Raw genomic sequence first — 19,149 nt, forward strand, 5'->3', positions numbered from 1 at the left:
TCCCTGACCTTATGCGCCGACCATGTGGCGGGCTTTCCTCTTGCGTCCTGCCGGAAAACGACATCCGGTGTCGGCTTGTGGCAACCGCATTCGTCCTCGGATCGAAAGGGTGGGGCCAACATGCACGGAGGCGCACAGGATGAAAACCCACGCTCAGGCAGTCGTCATCGGGGGCGGCGTCATCGGCTGTTCGATTTTGTACCATCTGGCAAAATTGGGCTGGACCGATGTCGTCCTGCTGGAACGCGACGAGCTGACCAGCGGCAGCACTTGGCACGCCGCCGCCAATATCCACGGGCTGCATGACAGCACCAACATCAGCCGCATCCAGCATTACACGATGAGCCTCTACAACCAACTCGAGGCGGAAACCGGCCAGAGCTGTGGCGTGTTCCAGCCGGGATCGCTCTACCTTGCCCAGACCGAAGCCCGCGAGCATCAGCTGCGCCTGCAAGCCGCCAAGGCGAAACTCTACGGCATGAATTTTCACGAGGTCAGCCGCGCGCAGGCCGAGGCGCTGCACCCGCTTGTGAATTTCGACGGCATCCGCTGCATCATGTATGAACCCGATGGCGGGAACGTGGACCCGTCGGGTGTGACAGCAGCATATGCCGCAGGCGCGCGCCAGAAAGGTGTGGAAATCCATCGCTTTACGCCGGTGACCGCAACCGACCAGCAGCCCGACGGAACCTGGATCGTGCGCACGCCCAAGGGTGACATTCACACGCCGTGGGTGGTCAATGCCGCAGGCCTCTGGGGGCGTGAAGTGGCAGCGCTTGCGGGCATCAAGCTGCCGCTGCTGCCCACCGAACACCAGTATTTTGTCACCGAAACCATCGCCGAGATCGACGCGATGGACCGGCGCCTGCCGTCTGTCGCTGACCGGGACGGCGAATATTACCTGCGTCAGGAGGGCAAGGGCCTGCTTGTCGGCGCCTATGAAAAAGACGTGCGCTTCTGGGCCGAGGACGGCACGCCGCAGGGCTTTGGACACGAGCTTTTCGCCGACGATCTGGAACGGATCGAACCCAACATGATGCGCGCCATCGAGCGGGTGCCTGTCGTGGGCACCGCCGGGATCAAGCGGGTGATCAACGGCCCGATGATCTGGTCGCCCGATAGCAACGTCCTGCTTGGCCCGGTGCCCGAGAAACAGGGCTATTTCTGCTGCAACGGCATCATCCCCGGCTTTTCGCAATCGGGCGGCATGGGCCTCATGGTGGCGCAGTGGATCATCGAAGGCGAGATGCAGTACGACATGTTCGCCTGGGATGTGGCGCGCTTTGGCGACTGGGCCGATGCCAAGTTCACCAAGGCGCGGGTCGGCGATCAATACGCGCACCGCTTCAAGATCCACTTCCCCGGTGAGGAACGCGACGCGGGTCGCCCCGTACGGACGCGCCCTGCTTACGAAATGCAGAGAGACATGGGCGCGGTCTTTGGCCTGAACTACGGCTGGGAACATCCGCTCTATTTCTCGAAAGACGTGACGGACAGCGCAGGCTTCACCCGTCAACCGTGGTGGGACGTGGTGGGCCACGAGGCCCGTACGCTGCGCGAGTCAGCAGGCATCATCGACATCTCGAACTTCGCCAAGTACCGCATCACGGGGCCGGGGGCAGAGGACTGGCTGAACGCGGTCTTCGCCAACCGCATGCCGCGCGAGGTCGGGCGGTCCTGTCTCACACCGTTGATCGGCAAACGCGGCGGCATCGCGGGCGATGCGACAGTCACGCGGCTGGCCGAGGACGACTTTTGGATCGTCAGCTCCGGGATGGCCGAGCGCTACCAGAAACGGGTCTACGACGCGGTGCCGCTGCCCGAAGGCACGAGTTTCGCGTCCCTGACAAACGACTGGTGCGGGTTCAACGTGGCAGGGCCACAGTCCCGCGCCCTGCTGCAACGGCTGACCAACTCGTCGCTGGCCACCGAAGCCTGGCCCTTCATGCGTTCCGCCATGATCGAGATCGCGGGTGTCGAGGTGATGGCCCTGCGGGTGTCCTTCACAGGTGACCTGGGCTGGGAACTGCATTGCCGCGCTGCGGATCAAGCCGCGCTCTACGCCGCGCTTCTGGAGGCGGGACAAGAGGTTGGCGCAATCCCCGTGGGCAGCCGCGCGCTGATGAGCCTTCGCATGGAAAAGGGCTACGGATCGTGGGGCCGCGAATACAGCCCGGAATACTGGCCGCAGGAATGCGGGCTGGACCGGCTGTGCCGAACCGAAAAACCCTACCTGAACCGCGACGCGGCGCTGGCCAACATGGCCAAGCCCGGCCGCGAACGGATGGTGCTGCTGGCGCTGAACGCAGAGGACACCGATGCGTCGAACGCTGACGCCACCGGAGGCGAGCCGATCTTCAAGGACGGTGTCGGCATCGGTCGGGTCAGTTCCGGCGCCTATGGCTACCATGTGGGCCTGTCGCTTGCCCTTGGCTTCGTCAAAGGTGCCGAGCCGGGCGATCAGGTCGAGGTGATGGTGCTCGGCCGCCCGCATGGGGCCACCATTCTGGATCGGCCCCCTTTCGACCCGGAGGGCACAAGACTGCGCGCCTGATCTTCTTCGGTTCTAAAATACCGCGGGGTCCGGGGCAGAGCCCCGGCGTTACCGTTAACGGTAACGTCAGACTGCGTTGACGCAGTCTGACCCACCCGTGGTTATTCCGCCGCCAGAGGCCTTATCTTGAGAGCGGTGATGCGGTTGTTGTCGCGCGCCATCACTTCGAACCGGAACCCGTGAAAGCTGAAACACTGGCCCATGGTCGGGATCATCTGCGCCTCGTGAATGACGAGCCCTGCCACGGTGTTGGCCTCGTCGTCCGGCAGCGTCCAGTCCAGCGCGCGGTTCAGGTCGCGGATCGTCATGGACCCGTCGATCCAGTAGCTGCCATCCTCGCCGGGGGTGATGGCGACATCGCCATCGGGATCGAACTCGTCGGTGATCTCACCCACGATCTCTTCGAGGATGTCCTCGAGCGTGATCAACCCCTGCAGCGCGCCGTATTCATCGACCACCAGCGCGAAATGGGTGCGGCGGCGCAGGAACTGGCGCATCTGGTCGTCCAGAGACGTGCTGTCGGGGATGAAATAGGGCTTCATCGCCACATCCGCGAATTTGAAGCTGTTCATCGCGTCGGCGGGTTTGTTGCCCTCCTGCATGAACTGGTACATCGCGCGGAACAGATCCTTGGCGTGCACGACGCCGATGATGTTCTCCGGTTCGCCGCGGAACAGCGGAAGCCGCGTGTGGTTGGATTCCAGACATTGCTTCAGAATCGTCTGCGGGTCGTTGTCGGCGTCGATCATCTCGATGCCCGAGCGGTGGAGCATGATCTCTTCGACGGTGCGTTCGCTCAGATCCAGAGCGCCGAGGATGCGGTCGCGGTCCTCTTTCTCGACAACACCTTCGGAATGGCCCAGTTGCAGTGCGCCGGCGATTTCCTCGCGCACGGCAAGGATATGGCTGTCGGGGTCTGTCTTGACACCGAAGACGCGCAGCACCCCGCGCACCAGCATGCGCACCGCGCTGACGACGGGCGAAAAGACGGTAATGACCAGTTGGATCACCGGCGACACGCGGCTGGCTGCGGTTTCGGGATTGGTGATGGCATAGGTCTTGGGCAGCACCTCGGCAAAGACCAGCACAAGGGCGGTCATCACAAGGGTGGCCAGCGCCACCCCGGATTCGCCAAAGGCCCGGGTGAACAGCGCGGTGGCCAGAGACGTGGCCAGGATGTTGACCATGTTGTTGCCCAGCAGCACCGACCCGATCAGGCGTTCGTTGTCCTCGGTGATGATGAGCGCGCGGTCCGCTCCCTTGGAGCCCTTGTCGGCCATCGATCGCAGCTTGCCGCGCGATGCCGCTGTCAGCGCGGTTTCCGAGCCGCTGAAGAAGGCCGACAGCACAAGAAGTCCGAGGATGGCGGCAGAGGTGATCCAGAAGGCGGCGTCAGCGCCGGTTGATACGGGGTCCATGGGGTCCAACGTTTTGAAAATGTGACTTGGTTATGGCGGCAGGGCCGCGCGCGTTCAAGAGGCGCGGATCAGTCGCGCGCCATCGGGTGGTGATCCAGCACCAGCTCCTTGAGCCGTTCCTCCAGAACATGGGTGTAGATCTCGGTGGTCGACACATCGGCATGACCCAGAAAGGTCTGGATCGCGCGCAGGTCAGCGCCGTTGGCCAGCAGATGTGTCGCGAACGCGTGGCGCAGCGTGTGGGGCGTGACCTTTGCGGGCGATACGCCACCGACCACGGCCAGATCCTTGATCAGCACGTAGAACGCGTGCCGGGTCAGGTGCCCGGATTTGCCGCGCGACGGGAACAGGAAGGCCGAGGCCGGTTTGCCCTCGGCGCGGGCGGTGTCTTCGATCGACACGCGGGTTTTCAGCCAGTCGCGCAGCGCGGCGCGGGCGGGCGGTGACAGCGGCACCATGCGTTCCTTGCCGCCCTTGCCGCGGATCAGAAGCATGCGCGGATCACCCTTGGCCGACGACAGGGGCAGTGACACCAACTCGCTCACCCGCATGCCGGTCGCGTAGAGCAGGTGCATCAGGCAGGTGTTGCGTTCGCGGTCTGACGGGCTGCGGCCATACACACCAGCGGCATCGAGCAGAAGATCGACCTCTTGGGTCGAAAGCGTCTTGGGCAGGCGCTTGTCGCGGCCCGGTCCGCTGATCTGCACCGCCGGGTTGTCGGCGCGGAACCCTTCCTCGAAGCAGAAACGGTAGAGCTGCTTGATCGCGGACAGCCGCCGCGCGCGGGTGGATTTCGCCAATCCCTGCGCATCGCAATGCACGAGGTAGTCCTCCACATCGGATTTCTGCGCCTGCGTCAGCGATGATCCGCGCCCGGTCAGCCAGTCGGTGAAATCCGCAAGATCGCGCGCATAGGCCAGTTGCGTGTTGGTCGCCGCCCCGCGTTCGGCGGCCTGCGCATCCAGAAAAGCCGCGATCCAGTGACGGTCGCTCATCGGCGCGCGCCTTCCATATCGAGGATGGCCAGTTGCAACGCGGCGCGCCGTGCGGTGTCTTCCAGCCCGAAGGCGCGCAGGGAGCGCAGCGCGCCGGTCAGGTCGGCATCGCTTCCGGCGGCCCCTGTGTCGAATTTCTGCACCGCCATCAGCAACGCCTCGCCCAGGCGGTTCTGCGCGGGCAGGGGGGCGATATCTGCGGGGGGCTGCGCAGTTTCAGCCCATGCGGCGGACAGCGCTGCGGCGTGCGGCAGGTTCGATGGGGTGCTTTGGGGGCGCTGTCCCTGTGCCAATGCCGCAAGAAAGGCCAGCCGTGCATCGCCAGTCCCGGTCAGGGCGCGGGCCGTCTCCTCATAGCCCTCGGACAGCAGGCCCGACAGGCTGGCGATGTCCTGCGCACGGCCCGAAAGCTGCAGGTCCTGAAGTTGCGCGCCAAAGAGGTTGGAGAACGGCACCAGAAGCCCCGCCGCGCGCATCTGCGGCCAGACTTGTTCCAGCGCGGTGGAGATCGCAGCGGGATCGCCCGAGCCGAGCGCGGTCTCAAACCGTTGCAGCGCTTCGACCCGGTCCCAGATGCCGCCGGATGCGGCACGTCTTTGTGCCGTGTAAACACCCAGAAGCTGGTTGCCGTCGATCGCACCGACGCGGGCCAGTCGTTCGGCAGCCTGCAATTGCGCGCGCCAGCCGGAATCGCCCGACAGTTCGACCACCGCAAAGGGCAGCGCCAGGGGCGTGGTCGGCAAGGCCTCTCCGATCGCCTCGAACAGGCGGAACTGCAGCGGGGTCGGGCGCACCGGCGCCTGCATCGGGGCGCTGTCCTCGGCATATTCGGGATCAAGGAACCGCAGCAGCAGTTCGGCATCGAGGTCGGACAACTGACCCAGCGCCTCGCCGGTCTGGTAGATGGTCATCGCATGGGCGAAATCACCGCTGCGGGTTTCGCACCAGATGCGGGTGGGTAGATCGGTGCTCAGGCTGGGTGTGTTGTTCAGCACCGCGCAGAGCGACTCGTCCGTCCCGGTCAGCAGCGCAAGGTCGAAGGCCAGCGCGAAAAGCTCGGGTGTCAGTGTCCCGACCCGTTCCATCAGCGCTTCGGCAGGCGGGACCAGCCCGTGATGATACAACAGGTCCACCCGCGCCTGCAGCAGCATGTCGCCCTGTGCACTGGCGGGCGGGTCGGCTTCGGCCAGCATCAGGATGTGCAGCAACCCGGTCAGCGCGGGGACCGTGGGGCGGCGCGTCTGCATGGGGTCAAGCAGCGCGATCAAATCCGTCTCGGTGCTGCCCTGCCAAAGCGTTTGCGGAAGTCCGGTGACCGAGCCCGGCAAGAGCCCCGCACCGCCGGCCCCCGGCGCATCCAGCGATTGCACCTCGACATCGGGAACGGTCGCGCTCTGGGCCACGGGTCTGGAGGGAACGCTGTCTGGCGCCACGATGACCGGTGGTGCATTGCGCTGCACGGCCAGCCAGTCGATGGCCGACAACGGCTGTTCCTGCGCGGCGGCAGGCCATGCGACACCTGCCAGGATCAGGAGCGATAGCTTAGTCTGCATCCAGAGCCACCGGTTTTCTGACTTCCGTTTGCGGCGGCGAGAAATCCGCCCCGAAGAACGGCCCGACATAGGCATATGCCACCAGCGCGACCGCGCCGATGATCGCCAGATAGACCAGCCATTTCATGATGCGCCCCATGTCGATCCTTGCCCCGCCAGATTGATTTTTTCCAAGTTATAACTGGCCTTTTGCCCAAGATCACGTCATTCAGCGGCGGAATTCGAAAAATTGGCGGCACTTGGCCGAGATACAAGGGGTCTGTCGGAAACAATGCAGGCAAGACTGAAGAAAACGGTGGTCCTTGTCGGCATGATGGGTGCGGGGAAAACCGCCGTTGGCAAGGCGTTGGCCGCCATGCTGCACGCCCCGTTCATTGATTCGGATGCCGAGATCGAAAAAGCCGCCAACATGACCATCCCCGAGATTTTCCAGCGCGACGGAGAGCCGTTTTTCCGCGTCAAGGAACGGCAGGTCATCTCGCGTCTGCTCGAGCGGGAACAGGGTGTGCTGTCCACCGGAGGCGGTGCCTACATGGCCCCCGAGAACCGCGAGATCATATCGCGGCATGGCGTGGCGGTATGGCTGAACGCCGATCTCGACCTGCTCTGGGCGCGCGTGAAACACAAGGATTCCCGGCCCTTGCTGCGAGTTCCTGATCCTTTCGGCGCGCTGAAGAAGCTTTATGACGACCGGGTGCCGATCTATGCCACGGCAGACCTGACGGTTGTGTCAGAACCCGGCCTGTCGATCGATGACATGGCGGCGCGCGTGATCACGGCGCTGCGGTCGCGCCCGGATGTGCTGGAGGTTCTGCAATGATCGAAACGGTTCATGTCCCGCTTGAGGGCCGCGCCTATGATGTGCGCATCGGCCCGGATCTGCTGTCCCGTGCAGGGACCGAGATCGCGCCGCTGCTCAAGCGTCCACGCGTGGCGGTCGTCACCGATGCCCATGTCGCGGGTCTGCATCTGGCGGCGCTGGAGTCGGCGCTGGCCGCTGACGGGATCGCGTCCGTCAGCCTGACCCTGCCTGCCGGTGAAAGCACCAAGGGCTGGCCGCAATTCGAACGCACCGTGGAATGGCTGCTGGAGCAGAAGATCGAACGCCGCGACGTGGTGATCGCGCTTGGCGGCGGGGTGATCGGTGACCTCGTGGGTTTTGCCGCTGCCGTTCTTCGTCGGGGTGTGCGGTTTGTGCAAATCCCGACCTCGCTGCTGGCGCAGGTGGACAGTTCGGTTGGCGGCAAGACCGGCATCAACGCGCCGCAGGGCAAGAACCTGATCGGGGCGTTCCACCAGCCTGCGCTGGTCCTCGCCGACATCTCGGTGCTGCACAGCTTGCCAGACCGCGATTTCCTTGCGGGTTATGGCGAGGTGGTGAAATACGGACTTCTGGGAGATGCCGCGTTCTTCGACTGGCAGGACCGGAACGCCGCCCGCATCTCCGCGCGTGACCCCGAGGCGCTGGCCTATGCGGTGAAACGCTCGGTCGAGATGAAGGCCGAGATCGTTGTGCGCGACGAGACCGAACAGGGCGACCGCGCGCTTTTGAACCTGGGGCACACGTTCTGCCACGCGCTCGAGGCTGCGACCGGCTATTCCGACCGGCTGCTGCATGGCGAAGGTGTGGCCGTCGGCTGCGCGCTGGCCTTCGAGCTGTCCTCGCGCCTTGGTCTGTGCGCGCAGGAAGACCCGAGCCGCGTGCGCGAGATGCTGAGCCGCATGGGGATGAAGGTGAATCTGGCCGATATCGACGGCGTGCTGCCGGATGCCAGGACGCTGCTCGACCTGATGGGGCAGGACAAGAAGGTGGTCGACGGTCAGCTGCGCTTCATCCTTGCGCGCGGCATCGGCGAGGCGTTTGTGTCGTCAGATGTCCCACCTGACAGGGTGCTGGCGTTGTTGCAGGACGCCCTGTCCGAGAGATGAAAAAAGGCGCCTCACCGGGCGCCTTTTTCGTCAGAACGGGATTTCGTCGTCGATGTCGCGGGCCGGTGCGCGGGCCGGGCCACCGCCACCACCGCTGGAACCGCCATCGCCATGGTCGTTGCCGCCATAGCCACCACCGTAATCGCGGTCGTAACCGGCATCATTGCCGCCGCTGCTGCCGCCGCCATATCCGCCACCGCCGCCATCGCGGCTGTCGAGCAGGGTCAGTTCACCGCGATAGGGGCGCAGCACAACTTCGGTCGTGTAACGGTCCTGACCGGACTGGTCCTGCCATTTGCGCGTTTCAAGCTGCCCCTCGATATACACCTTGGAGCCCTTTTTCAGATATTGCTCGGCGATGCGCGCCAGCGGTTCGGAAAAGATCGCCACGCTGTGCCACTCTGTGCGCTCTTTCTTTTCGCCGGTGTTGCGGTCTTTCCAGTTCTCTGACGTGGCGATCCGCAGGTTGCAGACCTTTCCCCCGTTCTGGAATGTGCGCACTTCCGGATCGCGGCCAAGGTTGCCGACGATGATGACCTTGTTGACTGAACCGGCCATGTTTCCCCCATCTTTCATTCGAATCTGCGGCGCATCGCGCCATTTGCACGACCCTACATCAGCGCGCCGGGCAAATACCATCAGGTTGTGGTTAAGAAATGATGACCACCCAAGGCTGGTGTGAAAGGTAAATCCGGGGTATACATCCGCGAAATCTCACTCTGGGACATGAGCGTTCATGCGAACATCAAGACAGGGATTTGTTGCGGCTGTGTGTGTGGTCGCGATGATGTGTGCAGGCGCGGTCAGCGCAGAGGTCGTCTCGACCAAGAGCCGTGTTGCGCTCTTTTCCAGCAAGACCAAGGTGTTGGATTCGCGCGCGGCGCAACAATACAAAAGTTCGGTCCGCTTGCAGCCGCCCAAGGTGGTCACCCCGTCCAAATGGGGCGACGCGGGCGAAGACGGACCTCTTCCGCAATATCGCGGCCGGTATTCCGGGGTCTATGCGGGCATGGCGCGCGACGCGGCGCGGCGCCACGGCATCCCGGAAGATCTGTTCCTGCGGCTGGTCCAGCAGGAAAGCAACTTCAACCCCACCGCCCGATCCCATAAAGGCGCAATCGGTCTGGCACAGCTGATGCCGGGCACGGCGGCGGACCTGCGGATCGATCCCAACGACCCGGCCCAGAACCTTGATGGCGGCGCGCGCTATCTCAAGGAACAATACGCCAGGTTCGGCCAGTGGCCGCTTGCGCTTGCGGCCTACAATGCCGGCCCGGGTGCGGTGATCAAGCACAAGGGCATCCCGCCATTCCGCGAAACCCGCAATTACGTGAAGGTCATCTGGGGACGGTAAAGCGTTTTGCTCCGGTATCTTGCAGCATGTGGCCTCTTGCCAAGATATCTCCCCGCTGGTTTCCAAAACTGCTGCATTGAGGTCAAACTGCTGCCCCAATCGACATGCAGAACGGCTTCAGAAACCGTGGAATTGTACCCGAGCCTGCTACCGCCCCGATCCTGATGCGGGAAAGGTGACCCAGGCTCGGCTATTGGAGAGTGGCATGATCAAGGTAGTCAACAGCTTCTTTGCCGACGAGTCTGGCGCCGTGACCGTGGATTGGGTGGTGCTGACCGCTGCCGTCGTTGGCATGGCGATGCTGACCTATGTCGGGCTTGCGGACAACACCCAGGCCGTCACCGACGCGACGGCTGCGGCTGTCCTGACGGCGCAGGAATTCCTGACCAACTGAGGCTGGCCGGAGCGATCATCAGTCGCGGTGGTTCATTCCGCCGCGATCTGGATGACCGGTTCCATGCTGTCGAAGTCCGCATCGCTCAGGTGACATTTCACCTGATGCCCGTCTCCGAACTGCCGCATCGGGGGCACTTCGATCTCGCACAGATTGCCGGGCACCTTCGATTTCCATCCGCAACGGGTTTGGAACGGGCAGCCGGGCGGCGGGTTCATCGCGGACGGAATATCTCCCTCCAGCACGATATGCTTCTTTGTCACACGGGTGTCTGCAATCGGCACGGCAGACAGCAATGCCTCGGTGTAGGGGTGATAGGGCGGCGAGAACACCTGATCGGTCGTGCCCAGTTCCACCACGTGACCCAGATACATGACCATGACGCGGTCTGACAAATAGCGCACGATGCTCAGGTCATGGCTGATGAACAAAAGCGTTGTCTTCTGTTCGCGCTGGATCTCCATCAGCAGGTCCGTCACCGCCGCCTGCACCGACACGTCCAGCGCCGAGACCGGCTCGTCGGCCACCACGATCCGCGCGTTTCCGGCAAAGGCCCGCGCGATGCCGACGCGCTGTTTCTGCCCGCCCGACAACTGGCGCGGCATACGGTCTCCGAATTCGCGCGGCAGCTTGACCAGATCGAGCAGTTGCAACATGCGTTCGCGCCGCGCGGCATCGCTGTTGCCGATCCCGAACACTTCGAGCGCGCGGATGATCTGCCGCCCGACGGTCATCGACGGGTTGAGCGTGTCGAACGGGTTCTGGAACACCATCTGCACATCCGCGATGGTCTGCGTGTCGCGTTTCTCGATCGGCGTCGACTCGATGTTGCGGTTGTCGAGAAGGATCTGCCCGTCCGTCGCGGTCTCCAGCCCCATCAGAACCTTGGCAAAGGTGGACTTGCCGCAGCCGGATTCGCCCACGATGGCCAAGGTCTCGGATTCGCGCGCCTCGAAGCTCAGGGTCTCGTTGGCCTTGACGACCTTGGTGTCGCCGCGTTTGCCCAAGAGCGCGTTGGCCGCGACCTCGTAATATTTCTTGAGGTTGTCCATCTTGAGAATAACCCGCCCCGGTTCGGATTTCTGGGTCGTGTCGCCCGCCTCCATCGGGGCCTGCCAGTCGATCTCCTGGAACCGCAGGCAGCGCGTGGCGTGGCGTTCGTTGCCCGGCACGTCGAACATCTTGATGTCCTGCGCATCGCAGCGCCCGGCCTCGAAATAATCGCAGCGCGGCCCGAAATTGCAGCCATTGGGACGTTCATGGGGCAGGGGAAAATTGCCCGGAATGGCGCGCAAAGGCCGCGCGTTCTTGTCAGCTCCCGGCAACGGGATCGACCGGAACAGCGCCTGCGTATAGGGGTGCTGCATCTCGTCAAACACGTCCGTAATCGACCCGCGCTCGACCGCTTCGCCCGAATACATCACGCAGATGCGGTCGCAGGTTTCCAGCACCAGACCAAGGTTGTGGCTGATGAACAGCATCGAGGTGCCGTATTTCTTGCCCAACTCCTTGACCAGCTCCACCACCGCCGCCTCGACCGTCACATCCAAAGCGGTTGTCGGCTCATCGAGGATCAGCAGCGACGGCTCGGCCATCAGCGCCATGGCGATCACGATGCGCTGTTGCTGGCCGCCGGACAGCTGGTGCGGATAGGCGTCAAGGATGCGCTTGGGGTCAGGCAGCTTTACATCGGTGACCACCTGCAACGCGCGCGCATACGCTTCTTTTTCCGACGATCCGCGATGGATCATCGGCACTTCCATCAACTGGCGTCCGATCTTCATCGCCGGGTTCAGCGACGCCATGGGTTCCTGGTAGATCATCGCGATCTCGGAGCCGCGGATCTTGCGCAGCTCGTCCTGGTTCATCGCGCCCAGATCGCGCCCCTTGAAGGTGATCGACCCGCCGACGATGCGCCCGTTCTTGCCCAGATCCTGCATCACCCCCAGCGCCACGGTAGACTTGCCGCAGCCGGATTCGCCGACCAGCCCGACCGCTTCGCCCGGCATCACCTTGACCGAGAAATCCATCACAGCCGGGATTTCCCGCAGCCGCGTGAAGAACGAGATCGAGAGCGCGTCTATCTCGAGGATCGGGCCGTCATAGCTGTCTTTCATCGTGTCTCTCCCGCTTGGGGTGGCAGGGCAGGTCCCCCGCTTCTCTGGTTTTCAAATATCTCGGGGGTTTGGGGGCAGAGCCCCCAATCTTGATGTCGTCAATCGCGCAACGATTCCTCCCGCAGACCATCGGCCAGCAGGTTCAGCCCCAGCACCATGCTCAGAAGCGCAAAGGCCGGCACCATCGCCGGGTGCAGGTAGATCTGCAGCAGCCGCCGCCCGTCATTGATCGTGGTGCCCCAATCCGGGCTTTCCGGTGGCAGGCCCAGACCAAAGAAGCCAAGCGTGCCCAGCAAGATCGTCGTGTACCCGATCCGCAGACAGAAATCGACGATCAGCGGTCCGCGCGCATTGGGCAGGATTTCCCACAGCATGATGTACCACGGGCGCTCGCCGCGGGTCTGGGCCGCAGCCACGTAGTCGCGGGTCTTGATGTCCATCGCCAGCCCGCGCACGATCCGGAACACTGTGGGCGAATTGACAAAGACCACCGACACGAACACCACGAGGATGCCGCCTTGCAGGTTGAAGAGGTCGATGGCATCGGGCAGCACCGTCAGCGCCGTGCCGGGCTGCGAGATCAGCGACAGGTAAAGCCAGCCCATGATCCCCAGCACGACGATGAGCATCGGCGTGCGCACCTTGGGCTGCGTGCGATAGCGCGAATTGAGCAGCACGCCGACAAAGATGATCGGGAAGATGAACAGCACCATCGCCATGTAGTTCGGAATGCCCGTGTCGACGATCTCGGGCGTGACCAGCAGGTAGAACAGCAGGATCACCGGAAAGGCGAGGATCAGGTTCGCCAGGAAGCTGAGGAACGTATCGAGCCGCCCGCCGTAATACCCCGCGGGCAGGCCCAGGGTGATCCCCACCATGAAGGCGAACAGCGTCGCTAGAGGCGCGATCTGCACCACCACCCACGCGCCCTTGACCATCCGGCTGAACACGTCGCGGGCAAGATTGTCGCCACCAAAGAGGTAATAGGGGTACTGGCCCTCATCCGCGCCCAGGATCGGCGTGCCGGGAGGCTTGTTCTTCATGCTCGACACCTGCGACAGCGCGTCATGGGTGACGATCAGGTCCATCGCGCCGAAGATGCCGGTGAAGACCCAGAACATGACAAGCGCAAAACCCACCATGCCGATGGTGCTGTCGAAAAGCTTGCCGTAGAGGCCCAGCCTGCGCTTGTAGACGACCGAGACCGAAAAGAGGACGACCATCGCGATCCAGACGGGCACGAACTGGATCAGGACTCGGGTGATGATTTCAAACCAGCTGAGCGGTTCCATTTTGCTATTCCTTCCGCTCAGGACACGCTGATGCGCGGGTTGAGATACACGTAACCGATGTCCGAGATGAGCTGAGTGATCAGCACGACAAAGACCGACACGACCGACACGCCCAGCAGCAGTTCGATGTCATTGTTCCCCGCCGCCTGCACCAGCGTCCAGCCGAAGCCCTTGTAGTTGAACAGGGTCTCGACGATCACGACGCCGTTCAGAAGCCACGGGAATTGCAGCATGATCACCGTGAACGGTGCGATCAGCGCGTTGCGCAGCGCGTGTTTCAGCACGATGTTGCTGAACGACACACCCTTGAGCCGAGCGGTGCGGATATATTGCGCGGTCATCACCTCGGCCATCGAGGCGCGGGTCATGCGCGCGATATAGCCCATCCCGTAAAGCGCGATGGTCATCACCGGCAGGGTGAAGTTCTCGAACGTGGCATCCTCCATCGCGCTGGTGGCGGACCCGTTGAACCACCTGAGCCCGAACGCCGTGGAGGCGAAGACGGCGATGAACACGACGCCCGACACGTATTCCGGCGTCGCGGTGGTGATGATCGACACGGTCGACAATGTCCGGTCGGTGCGGCTGCCCTCGCGCATCCCGGCCATCACACCAATGATCAGTGCGCCGGGCACCATCACCACCATGACCCAGAACATGAGCTTGCCCGTCAGGCCAAGCCGTGTTGCGATGATCGATCCGACCCCGTCCTGAAACACGGTCGAATAGCCCCAGTCGCCCTGAAGCACACCGCAGAAGCTGCGGGCGTAATCGGGGGCAACACCGTTTTCAAGCACACCATTGCAGCGCGACCGCACCGTGCCGTCACGGCCTTCGATCACCCATCCGGGGGCGACACCAAGCCATTGCGCATATTTGATCGGCAGCGGTTGGGAATAACCACGATCCTGCAGAAAGCTGTCCACCTGTTCGTCCGTCATGCGAACATTGCCCTGGTTCTTGGCAAGTTTTTCGAGGTTGGGCGCGAGGTTGGTGAGCCAGAAAACGATGAACGTCAAACAAAGGGCTGTCAAAATCATGGTTCCGATACGTCGGAACAGAAACAAAGCCATGTCTGGTTGGTCTCCCTCATCATGTCCGGGCGGCCTGGCCGTTCGGAGCGTGGGGGCTCGGAGGCGGTCCGCCCCCCTGCATCACAGGAGGGCGGCGCCGTGAGCGTGGGATCAGGCCGCGAAGCCGAACTTGTAGAGGTGGAACTCGTGCGACGGGTGCTTCTCTGCGTTCACCACGTTGCCGTTGTGGTGGTTGTAGAGCGAGCGCCAGAACGGCTGGATCATCACGCCATCGTCGCGCAGCGTCTGCTGCACCTTGGCCATCACCTCGCGCCGCTTGTCCGCGTCGGCGATCGACAGGGCGTCGGCCATCAACGCATCGAATTCCGGGTTGGCATAGCCGCTTTCGTTCCACGCCTCGCCCGAGCGGTAGGCCAGCGACAAGACCTGCACGTCCAGCGGACGGTGGTTCCACGTGGTCGCGCTGAACGGAAATTTCGTCCAGTCGTTCCAGAAGGTCGAGCCGGGCAGGACCGTATGCTTGATGTTCACACCCGCGTCCGCGATCTGCGCCCGCACCGACGCACCTGTGTTGCGTTCCCAGTCGTCGTCCAGCGTGATGAGCTCGTGTTCGTAATCCGCGAAATCGGTTCCGTCGAGCATCGCCTTGCCCGCTGCCGGGTCGAACGGTGCCGGGCCGATGTCGGCATAGGCCGGGTGGATCGGGCAGACATGGTGGTTCTCGGCCACTTCGCCGCGCCCGTTATAGCCCAGTTCCAGGCAGACCGCGTTGTCGACCATCATCGCAAGTGCGACACGGACGTTGCGGTCGGCATAGGGCACGACGCCTTCAACTTCGGTCTGCTGGTTGAAGCGGTGAACCAGCGTGGCCGCTGTCACGGTTTCGGTCTTGGACCAGCCGATCGCATCCAGAATGTCGATGAAATCGCCGACCGATTCATACAGAAGGTCGACCTCGCCGGATTCTGCGGCCGACAGCCACGAGGCCGGGTCGGTGCCGTAGTCGATGAATTCGATCCGGTCGAGGTAAGGTCCGCCCAGAACCTCGGTGCCCCACCACGTGTGGTCGGGCGCGCGCTCGATGACCGCCTTCACGCCGACTTCGATGGAGACCGGGCGGAAGGGGCCTGTGCCGATCCCGTGCGCATAGACATCGCCGCCATCATAGCTGGCATGCACGATTGCGGCAGGGTAGTCGGACATGTTGGCGATGATCGCGATATCCGGGGCCGACAGGTTCAGCCGGACGGTCATATCGTCCACTATCTCGATAGCACCATCGCGGGCCTGGCCGGTGCCTGAGTCGATCAGGCCGCCCATACGCGCGGACATGGAGTTTCCTTCCATCGCCGAATCGCACCAGCCGGTGATGTTGCGCGCCACGTCCTCAGCGGTGAAAGCGTCGCCATTGTTCCAGGTCACGCCCGGACGAACGTTGAGCGTGTAGGTCTTCGCGTCGTCGCTGACCTCCCAGCTTTCCAGCAGCATGCCCCGGAACGAGCCGTCATTCTGGTATTCCACGAGATATTCGAGGAAACCGCGCGACTGGTTGCCGATCTCGGACCAGTCATAGGCGCGCGGGTCTTTCATTGCCTTGACCAATGTCTGAATCCGCAGCGTTCCGCCTTGCTGGATGTTGGCTGTCTGCGCCTGAACCGGCTGCGTGAGGCCAATCAGGCCGTATGCGGCGGCCGCGCTGACACCAAGTGCCGTGGACCGTGTCAGGAATTCGCGTCGGTCCATGAGACCTGCGCTGAATTCCTCAGCATAAAGCTTGGCCGCTGGATGCAGTGTTTCGGTCTGGGTGGTTTGCGTCATCTGTATCTCCCTGTGACACGTTCGTATTTTGCGCCAGTGTTTTTTGCCGACCTTTTCAAGGCCGTTGCGGCGTTCTGTCTTTTCCAGTCATAGCGCCCCATCGCCGAGGCCCCGTCAATTGCCAGACTAGACCTTTTGAGGACTGATTGCGACACTTGGCATGTCTTATTGCGACATTTGTCTCGGTCGCGACATCGGCCACCCGCTTTTCCCGTTTAAAGTGTCCTTGCGTCAATGGAGTGCCAGTCGCGCATCCGGGCCCGAAACCATGTGCGCTGCCGTTTTGCGAATTGCCGTGTCAGGATGGTGGACCGCTCCCGCGCGTCGGCCAATGTCATGGTGCCGTCGATCACCGCCATCAGCTCGGTAGCCCCGATGGCCTTGGAAGAGGGCAGGACGGGGGACCATGTCGCGCGGTTGGCCCGTGCCTCGTCCAGCGCGCCAGTCTCAAGCATGTGGTCGAACCGCGCTTCGATCCTCGGGGTCAGCCAGTCCTTGTGGGCATTCACGACCAGCGGCGTGACATCTCCCAGCGGCAGGCGCGGCGGATCGGTGGCATCCTGCCAGTCGGCAAGCCCGGTGCCGGTGCTGGTCAGAACCTCCCATGCCCGCTGAACCCGCATCGGATTGGCGGTATCGATCCGGCTGCGGGTCTTCGGGTCAAGCTCCTGAACCAGTGCGTCATGCCCCTCGGTGTCGATCCGTGCCATCGCGGTCTGACGGATGCTGTCAGGTGTTGCGGGGATCTGCGCCAACCCTTCGGTCAGCGCGGTAAAGTAAAGCCCCGTGCCTCCAACGATGATCGGGCGCTGGCCTGCGTGCAGGAAAGGCTCGAGGTCGCGCAGCCAGTCACCTACGGAATAGGGGACATCCCCGGCGACATGGCCATAAAGCGCATGTGGCGCGCGGGCCTCATCCGCAACCGACGGGCGCGCGGTCAGCACTCGCCAATCGGCATAGACCTGGATCGCATCGGCATTGATCACGACACCGCCCCGCGTTTCGGCAATGCGCAGCGCCAGTTCGGATTTGCCGCTGGCGGTGGGGCCGGCGATCAGCACCGGTTTGACCGGATCAATCTCGCCAATCCGGTCTGAAACGCTCTGCGTCACGCGGGATGCCTCATTTATGTACAGTATCGCCGTCTTGCAGACCGACAACGCCTTGCCCCTAGGCCGGTTTTCCGACAGGTTGCGGGCGACTTTAGACTCTCGGTCGAACGGAGCGCAACATGGCTGACACCCACACCCCTCATCCGAAATATAAACGCGTGATGCTCAAGATCTCGGGCGAGGCGCTGATGGGGGATCAGGGCTACGGTTTGCACCCGCCCACCGTGCAGCGCATCGCCCAGGAGGTCAAATCCGTGCACGATCTGGGGGTCGAGATCTGCATGGTGATCGGTGGCGGCAACGTGTTTCGCGGCCTGCAGGGCAGCGCGCAGGGGATGGAGCGGACAACGGCGGATTACATGGGCATGCTCGCCACGGTGATGAACGCGCTTGCCATGCAATCGGCGCTTGAGGAGTTGAACGTCTTCACCCGCGTTATTTCCGCCATCCGCATGGACGAGGTGGCCGAGCCCTATATCCGCCGCCGCGCCGTGCGCCATCTCGAGAAAAAGCGCGTCTGCGTCTTTGCGGGCGGCACCGGCAATCCCTATTTCACCACCGACACCGCCGCCGCCCTGCGCGCCAACGAAATGAACTGCGAGGCGATCTTCATGGGCAAGAACGGCGTCGACGGGATTTACGACAAGGACCCAAAAGCCCATGCCGATGCCAAGCGCTATGACAGCGTCACCTATGACGAGGTGTTGCAGAAAAACCTCAGGGTGATGGATGCCTCGGCCATCGCGCTTGCCCGCGACAACAGTCTGCCGATCATCGTCTTCCCGCTGGATGAACCGGGCGGCTTTCGCGGCATTCTTGCAGGCGAAGGCACCTATACCAAGGTGCATGGCGGCAACGGAAAATCCGGTGCGGGCGAGGCGGCCTGACCAATCCGTCACAGGGTGACACGCGAAGTAACCAGAGTGTTGCAAGGCGCTATACTTTTGGGCACGTGTCCCTTAGAACCTGAAACAAAGCACAAAAACCGTTCTTGAGGGCCATATGGCAGATGACTTCATTCTCGACACCGACGCTTTGACGCGCCGCATGGACGGCGCAATTGCAAGCCTGCGCACGGAATTCGCATCGCTTCGCACCGGCCGCGCCAGTGCCTCCATGCTGGAGCCGGTCATGGTGGACGCCTATGGCAGCATGACCCCCATCAATCAGGTCGGCACCGTCAACGTCCCCGAACCGCGCATGGTCACCATCAACGTCTGGGACAAGGGTCTGGTCGGCAAGGTCGAAAAGGCGATCCGCGAAAGCGGTCTGGGCATCAACCCGCAGCTCAATGGCACGATCATCATGCTGCCGATTCCCGAACTCAACGAGGAACGTCGCCGCGATCTGACCAAGGTCGCTGGCAACTACGCCGAACATGCCCGTGTGTCGATCCGCAACATCCGCCGTGACGGCATGGACCAGATCAAGAAGGCCAAGGCCGATGGTCTGTCCGAGGATGACCAGAAGTTCTGGGAAGCCGAAGTGCAAGAACTCACAGACGCCTACATCAAGAAGGTCGACGCTGCTTTGGAGACAAAGCAGGAAGAGATCATGCAGGTCTGAGGACCGCAACAAA

At 62.9% G+C, this 19,149-nt stretch carries 17 protein-coding genes; 7 read left to right on the plus strand and 10 right to left on the minus strand.

Annotated features, from left to right (window positions below; all coding sequences use genetic code 11):
- The first annotated feature begins 139 nt into the window (after positions 1 to 139).
- Positions 140 to 2,554: a GcvT family protein gene (locus tag IEV82_RS09595; RefSeq protein WP_188481787.1), complete on the plus strand. Its 2,415-nt coding sequence runs from the start codon at positions 140 to 142 to the stop codon at positions 2,552 to 2,554.
- A gap of 101 nt (positions 2,555 to 2,655) precedes the next feature.
- Here IEV82_RS09595 and IEV82_RS09600 read toward each other — a convergent pair whose 3' ends face one another.
- From IEV82_RS09600 to IEV82_RS09615, 4 genes are all read right to left on the minus strand, one after another.
- On the minus strand, positions 2,656 to 3,972 hold the full coding sequence (locus IEV82_RS09600; RefSeq protein WP_188481788.1) for an HlyC/CorC family transporter: 1,317 nt from the start codon (positions 3,970 to 3,972) through the stop codon (positions 2,656 to 2,658).
- A gap of 68 nt (positions 3,973 to 4,040) precedes the next feature.
- Positions 4,041 to 4,967, minus strand: coding sequence for a site-specific tyrosine recombinase XerD (locus IEV82_RS09605; protein WP_188481789.1), 927 nt, complete (start codon positions 4,965 to 4,967; stop codon positions 4,041 to 4,043).
- Positions 4,964 to 6,520, minus strand: a complete 1,557-nt coding sequence (locus IEV82_RS09610) for a hypothetical protein (RefSeq protein WP_188481790.1) — start codon at positions 6,518 to 6,520, stop codon at positions 4,964 to 4,966. Before IEV82_RS09610 ends, IEV82_RS09605 begins: the two co-directional genes overlap by 4 nt.
- Positions 6,510 to 6,647, minus strand: a complete 138-nt coding sequence (locus IEV82_RS09615; protein ID WP_188481865.1) for a hypothetical protein — start codon at positions 6,645 to 6,647, stop codon at positions 6,510 to 6,512. Before IEV82_RS09615 ends, IEV82_RS09610 begins: the two co-directional genes overlap by 11 nt.
- 144 nt (positions 6,648 to 6,791) lie before the next feature.
- Between IEV82_RS09615 and IEV82_RS09620 the strand changes: the two genes are divergently transcribed.
- The gene (locus IEV82_RS09620; RefSeq protein WP_188481791.1) at positions 6,792 to 7,340 is read left to right on the plus strand and encodes a shikimate kinase; all 549 of its coding nucleotides are present in this window, start codon (positions 6,792 to 6,794) and stop codon (positions 7,338 to 7,340) included.
- Entirely contained in the window at positions 7,337 to 8,449 is a 1,113-nt protein-coding gene (aroB, locus tag IEV82_RS09625; RefSeq protein ID WP_188481792.1) for a 3-dehydroquinate synthase, read from the plus strand. The genes IEV82_RS09620 and aroB overlap by 4 nt, the downstream gene beginning before the upstream one ends.
- Positions 8,450 to 8,479: 30 nt before the next feature.
- Here aroB and ssb read toward each other — a convergent pair whose 3' ends face one another.
- Positions 8,480 to 9,007, minus strand: coding sequence for a single-stranded DNA-binding protein (gene ssb, locus IEV82_RS09630; RefSeq protein WP_188481793.1), 528 nt, complete (start codon positions 9,005 to 9,007; stop codon positions 8,480 to 8,482).
- A gap of 178 nt (positions 9,008 to 9,185) precedes the next feature.
- On the opposite strand from ssb, the gene IEV82_RS09635 reads away from it, so the two are divergent.
- Both IEV82_RS09635 and IEV82_RS09640 read left to right on the plus strand, forming a co-directional pair.
- A complete protein-coding gene (locus tag IEV82_RS09635) occupies positions 9,186 to 9,803 on the plus strand; it encodes a lytic transglycosylase domain-containing protein (RefSeq protein WP_505715999.1) in 618 nt (205 codons plus the stop codon).
- 205 nt (positions 9,804 to 10,008) lie between these two features.
- A complete protein-coding gene (locus IEV82_RS09640) occupies positions 10,009 to 10,197 on the plus strand; it encodes a hypothetical protein (protein ID WP_188481794.1) in 189 nt (62 codons plus the stop codon).
- A 32-nt stretch (positions 10,198 to 10,229) separates the two neighbouring features.
- On the opposite strand, the gene IEV82_RS09645 is transcribed toward IEV82_RS09640, so the two are convergent.
- From IEV82_RS09645 to miaA, 5 genes are all read right to left on the minus strand, one after another.
- The gene (locus IEV82_RS09645; RefSeq protein WP_188481795.1) at positions 10,230 to 12,314 is read right to left on the minus strand and encodes a dipeptide ABC transporter ATP-binding protein; all 2,085 of its coding nucleotides are present in this window, start codon (positions 12,312 to 12,314) and stop codon (positions 10,230 to 10,232) included.
- 98 nt (positions 12,315 to 12,412) lie between these two features.
- Entirely contained in the window at positions 12,413 to 13,606 is a 1,194-nt protein-coding gene (locus IEV82_RS09650; protein ID WP_188481796.1) for an ABC transporter permease, read from the minus strand.
- A 17-nt stretch (positions 13,607 to 13,623) separates the two neighbouring features.
- Positions 13,624 to 14,679 carry an ABC transporter permease gene (locus IEV82_RS09655; RefSeq protein ID WP_188481797.1) on the minus strand — a complete coding sequence of 352 codons (1,056 nt, stop codon included), beginning with the start codon at positions 14,677 to 14,679 and terminating at the stop codon, positions 13,624 to 13,626.
- A 111-nt stretch (positions 14,680 to 14,790) separates the two neighbouring features.
- On the minus strand, positions 14,791 to 16,458 hold the full coding sequence (locus IEV82_RS09660) for an ABC transporter substrate-binding protein (RefSeq protein WP_188481798.1): 1,668 nt from the start codon (positions 16,456 to 16,458) through the stop codon (positions 14,791 to 14,793).
- Between the two features lie 215 nt (positions 16,459 to 16,673).
- Positions 16,674 to 17,570, minus strand: coding sequence for a tRNA (adenosine(37)-N6)-dimethylallyltransferase MiaA (gene miaA / locus IEV82_RS09665; RefSeq protein WP_188481799.1), 897 nt, complete (start codon positions 17,568 to 17,570; stop codon positions 16,674 to 16,676).
- 119 nt (positions 17,571 to 17,689) lie between these two features.
- Here miaA and pyrH point away from each other — a divergent pair, with 119 nt between their 5' ends.
- Together pyrH and frr are read left to right on the plus strand one after the other, a co-directional pair.
- A complete protein-coding gene (pyrH, locus tag IEV82_RS09670) occupies positions 17,690 to 18,457 on the plus strand; it encodes a UMP kinase (RefSeq protein ID WP_188481800.1) in 768 nt (255 codons plus the stop codon).
- A 115-nt stretch (positions 18,458 to 18,572) separates the two neighbouring features.
- Positions 18,573 to 19,136, plus strand: a complete 564-nt coding sequence (gene frr / locus IEV82_RS09675) for a ribosome recycling factor (protein WP_188481801.1) — start codon at positions 18,573 to 18,575, stop codon at positions 19,134 to 19,136.
- Positions 19,137 to 19,149 lie beyond the last annotated feature (13 nt).

Source organism: Marivita lacus (assembly GCF_014637725.1).
GTDB classification, from domain to species: Bacteria; Pseudomonadota; Alphaproteobacteria; order Rhodobacterales; family Rhodobacteraceae; genus Marivita; species Marivita lacus.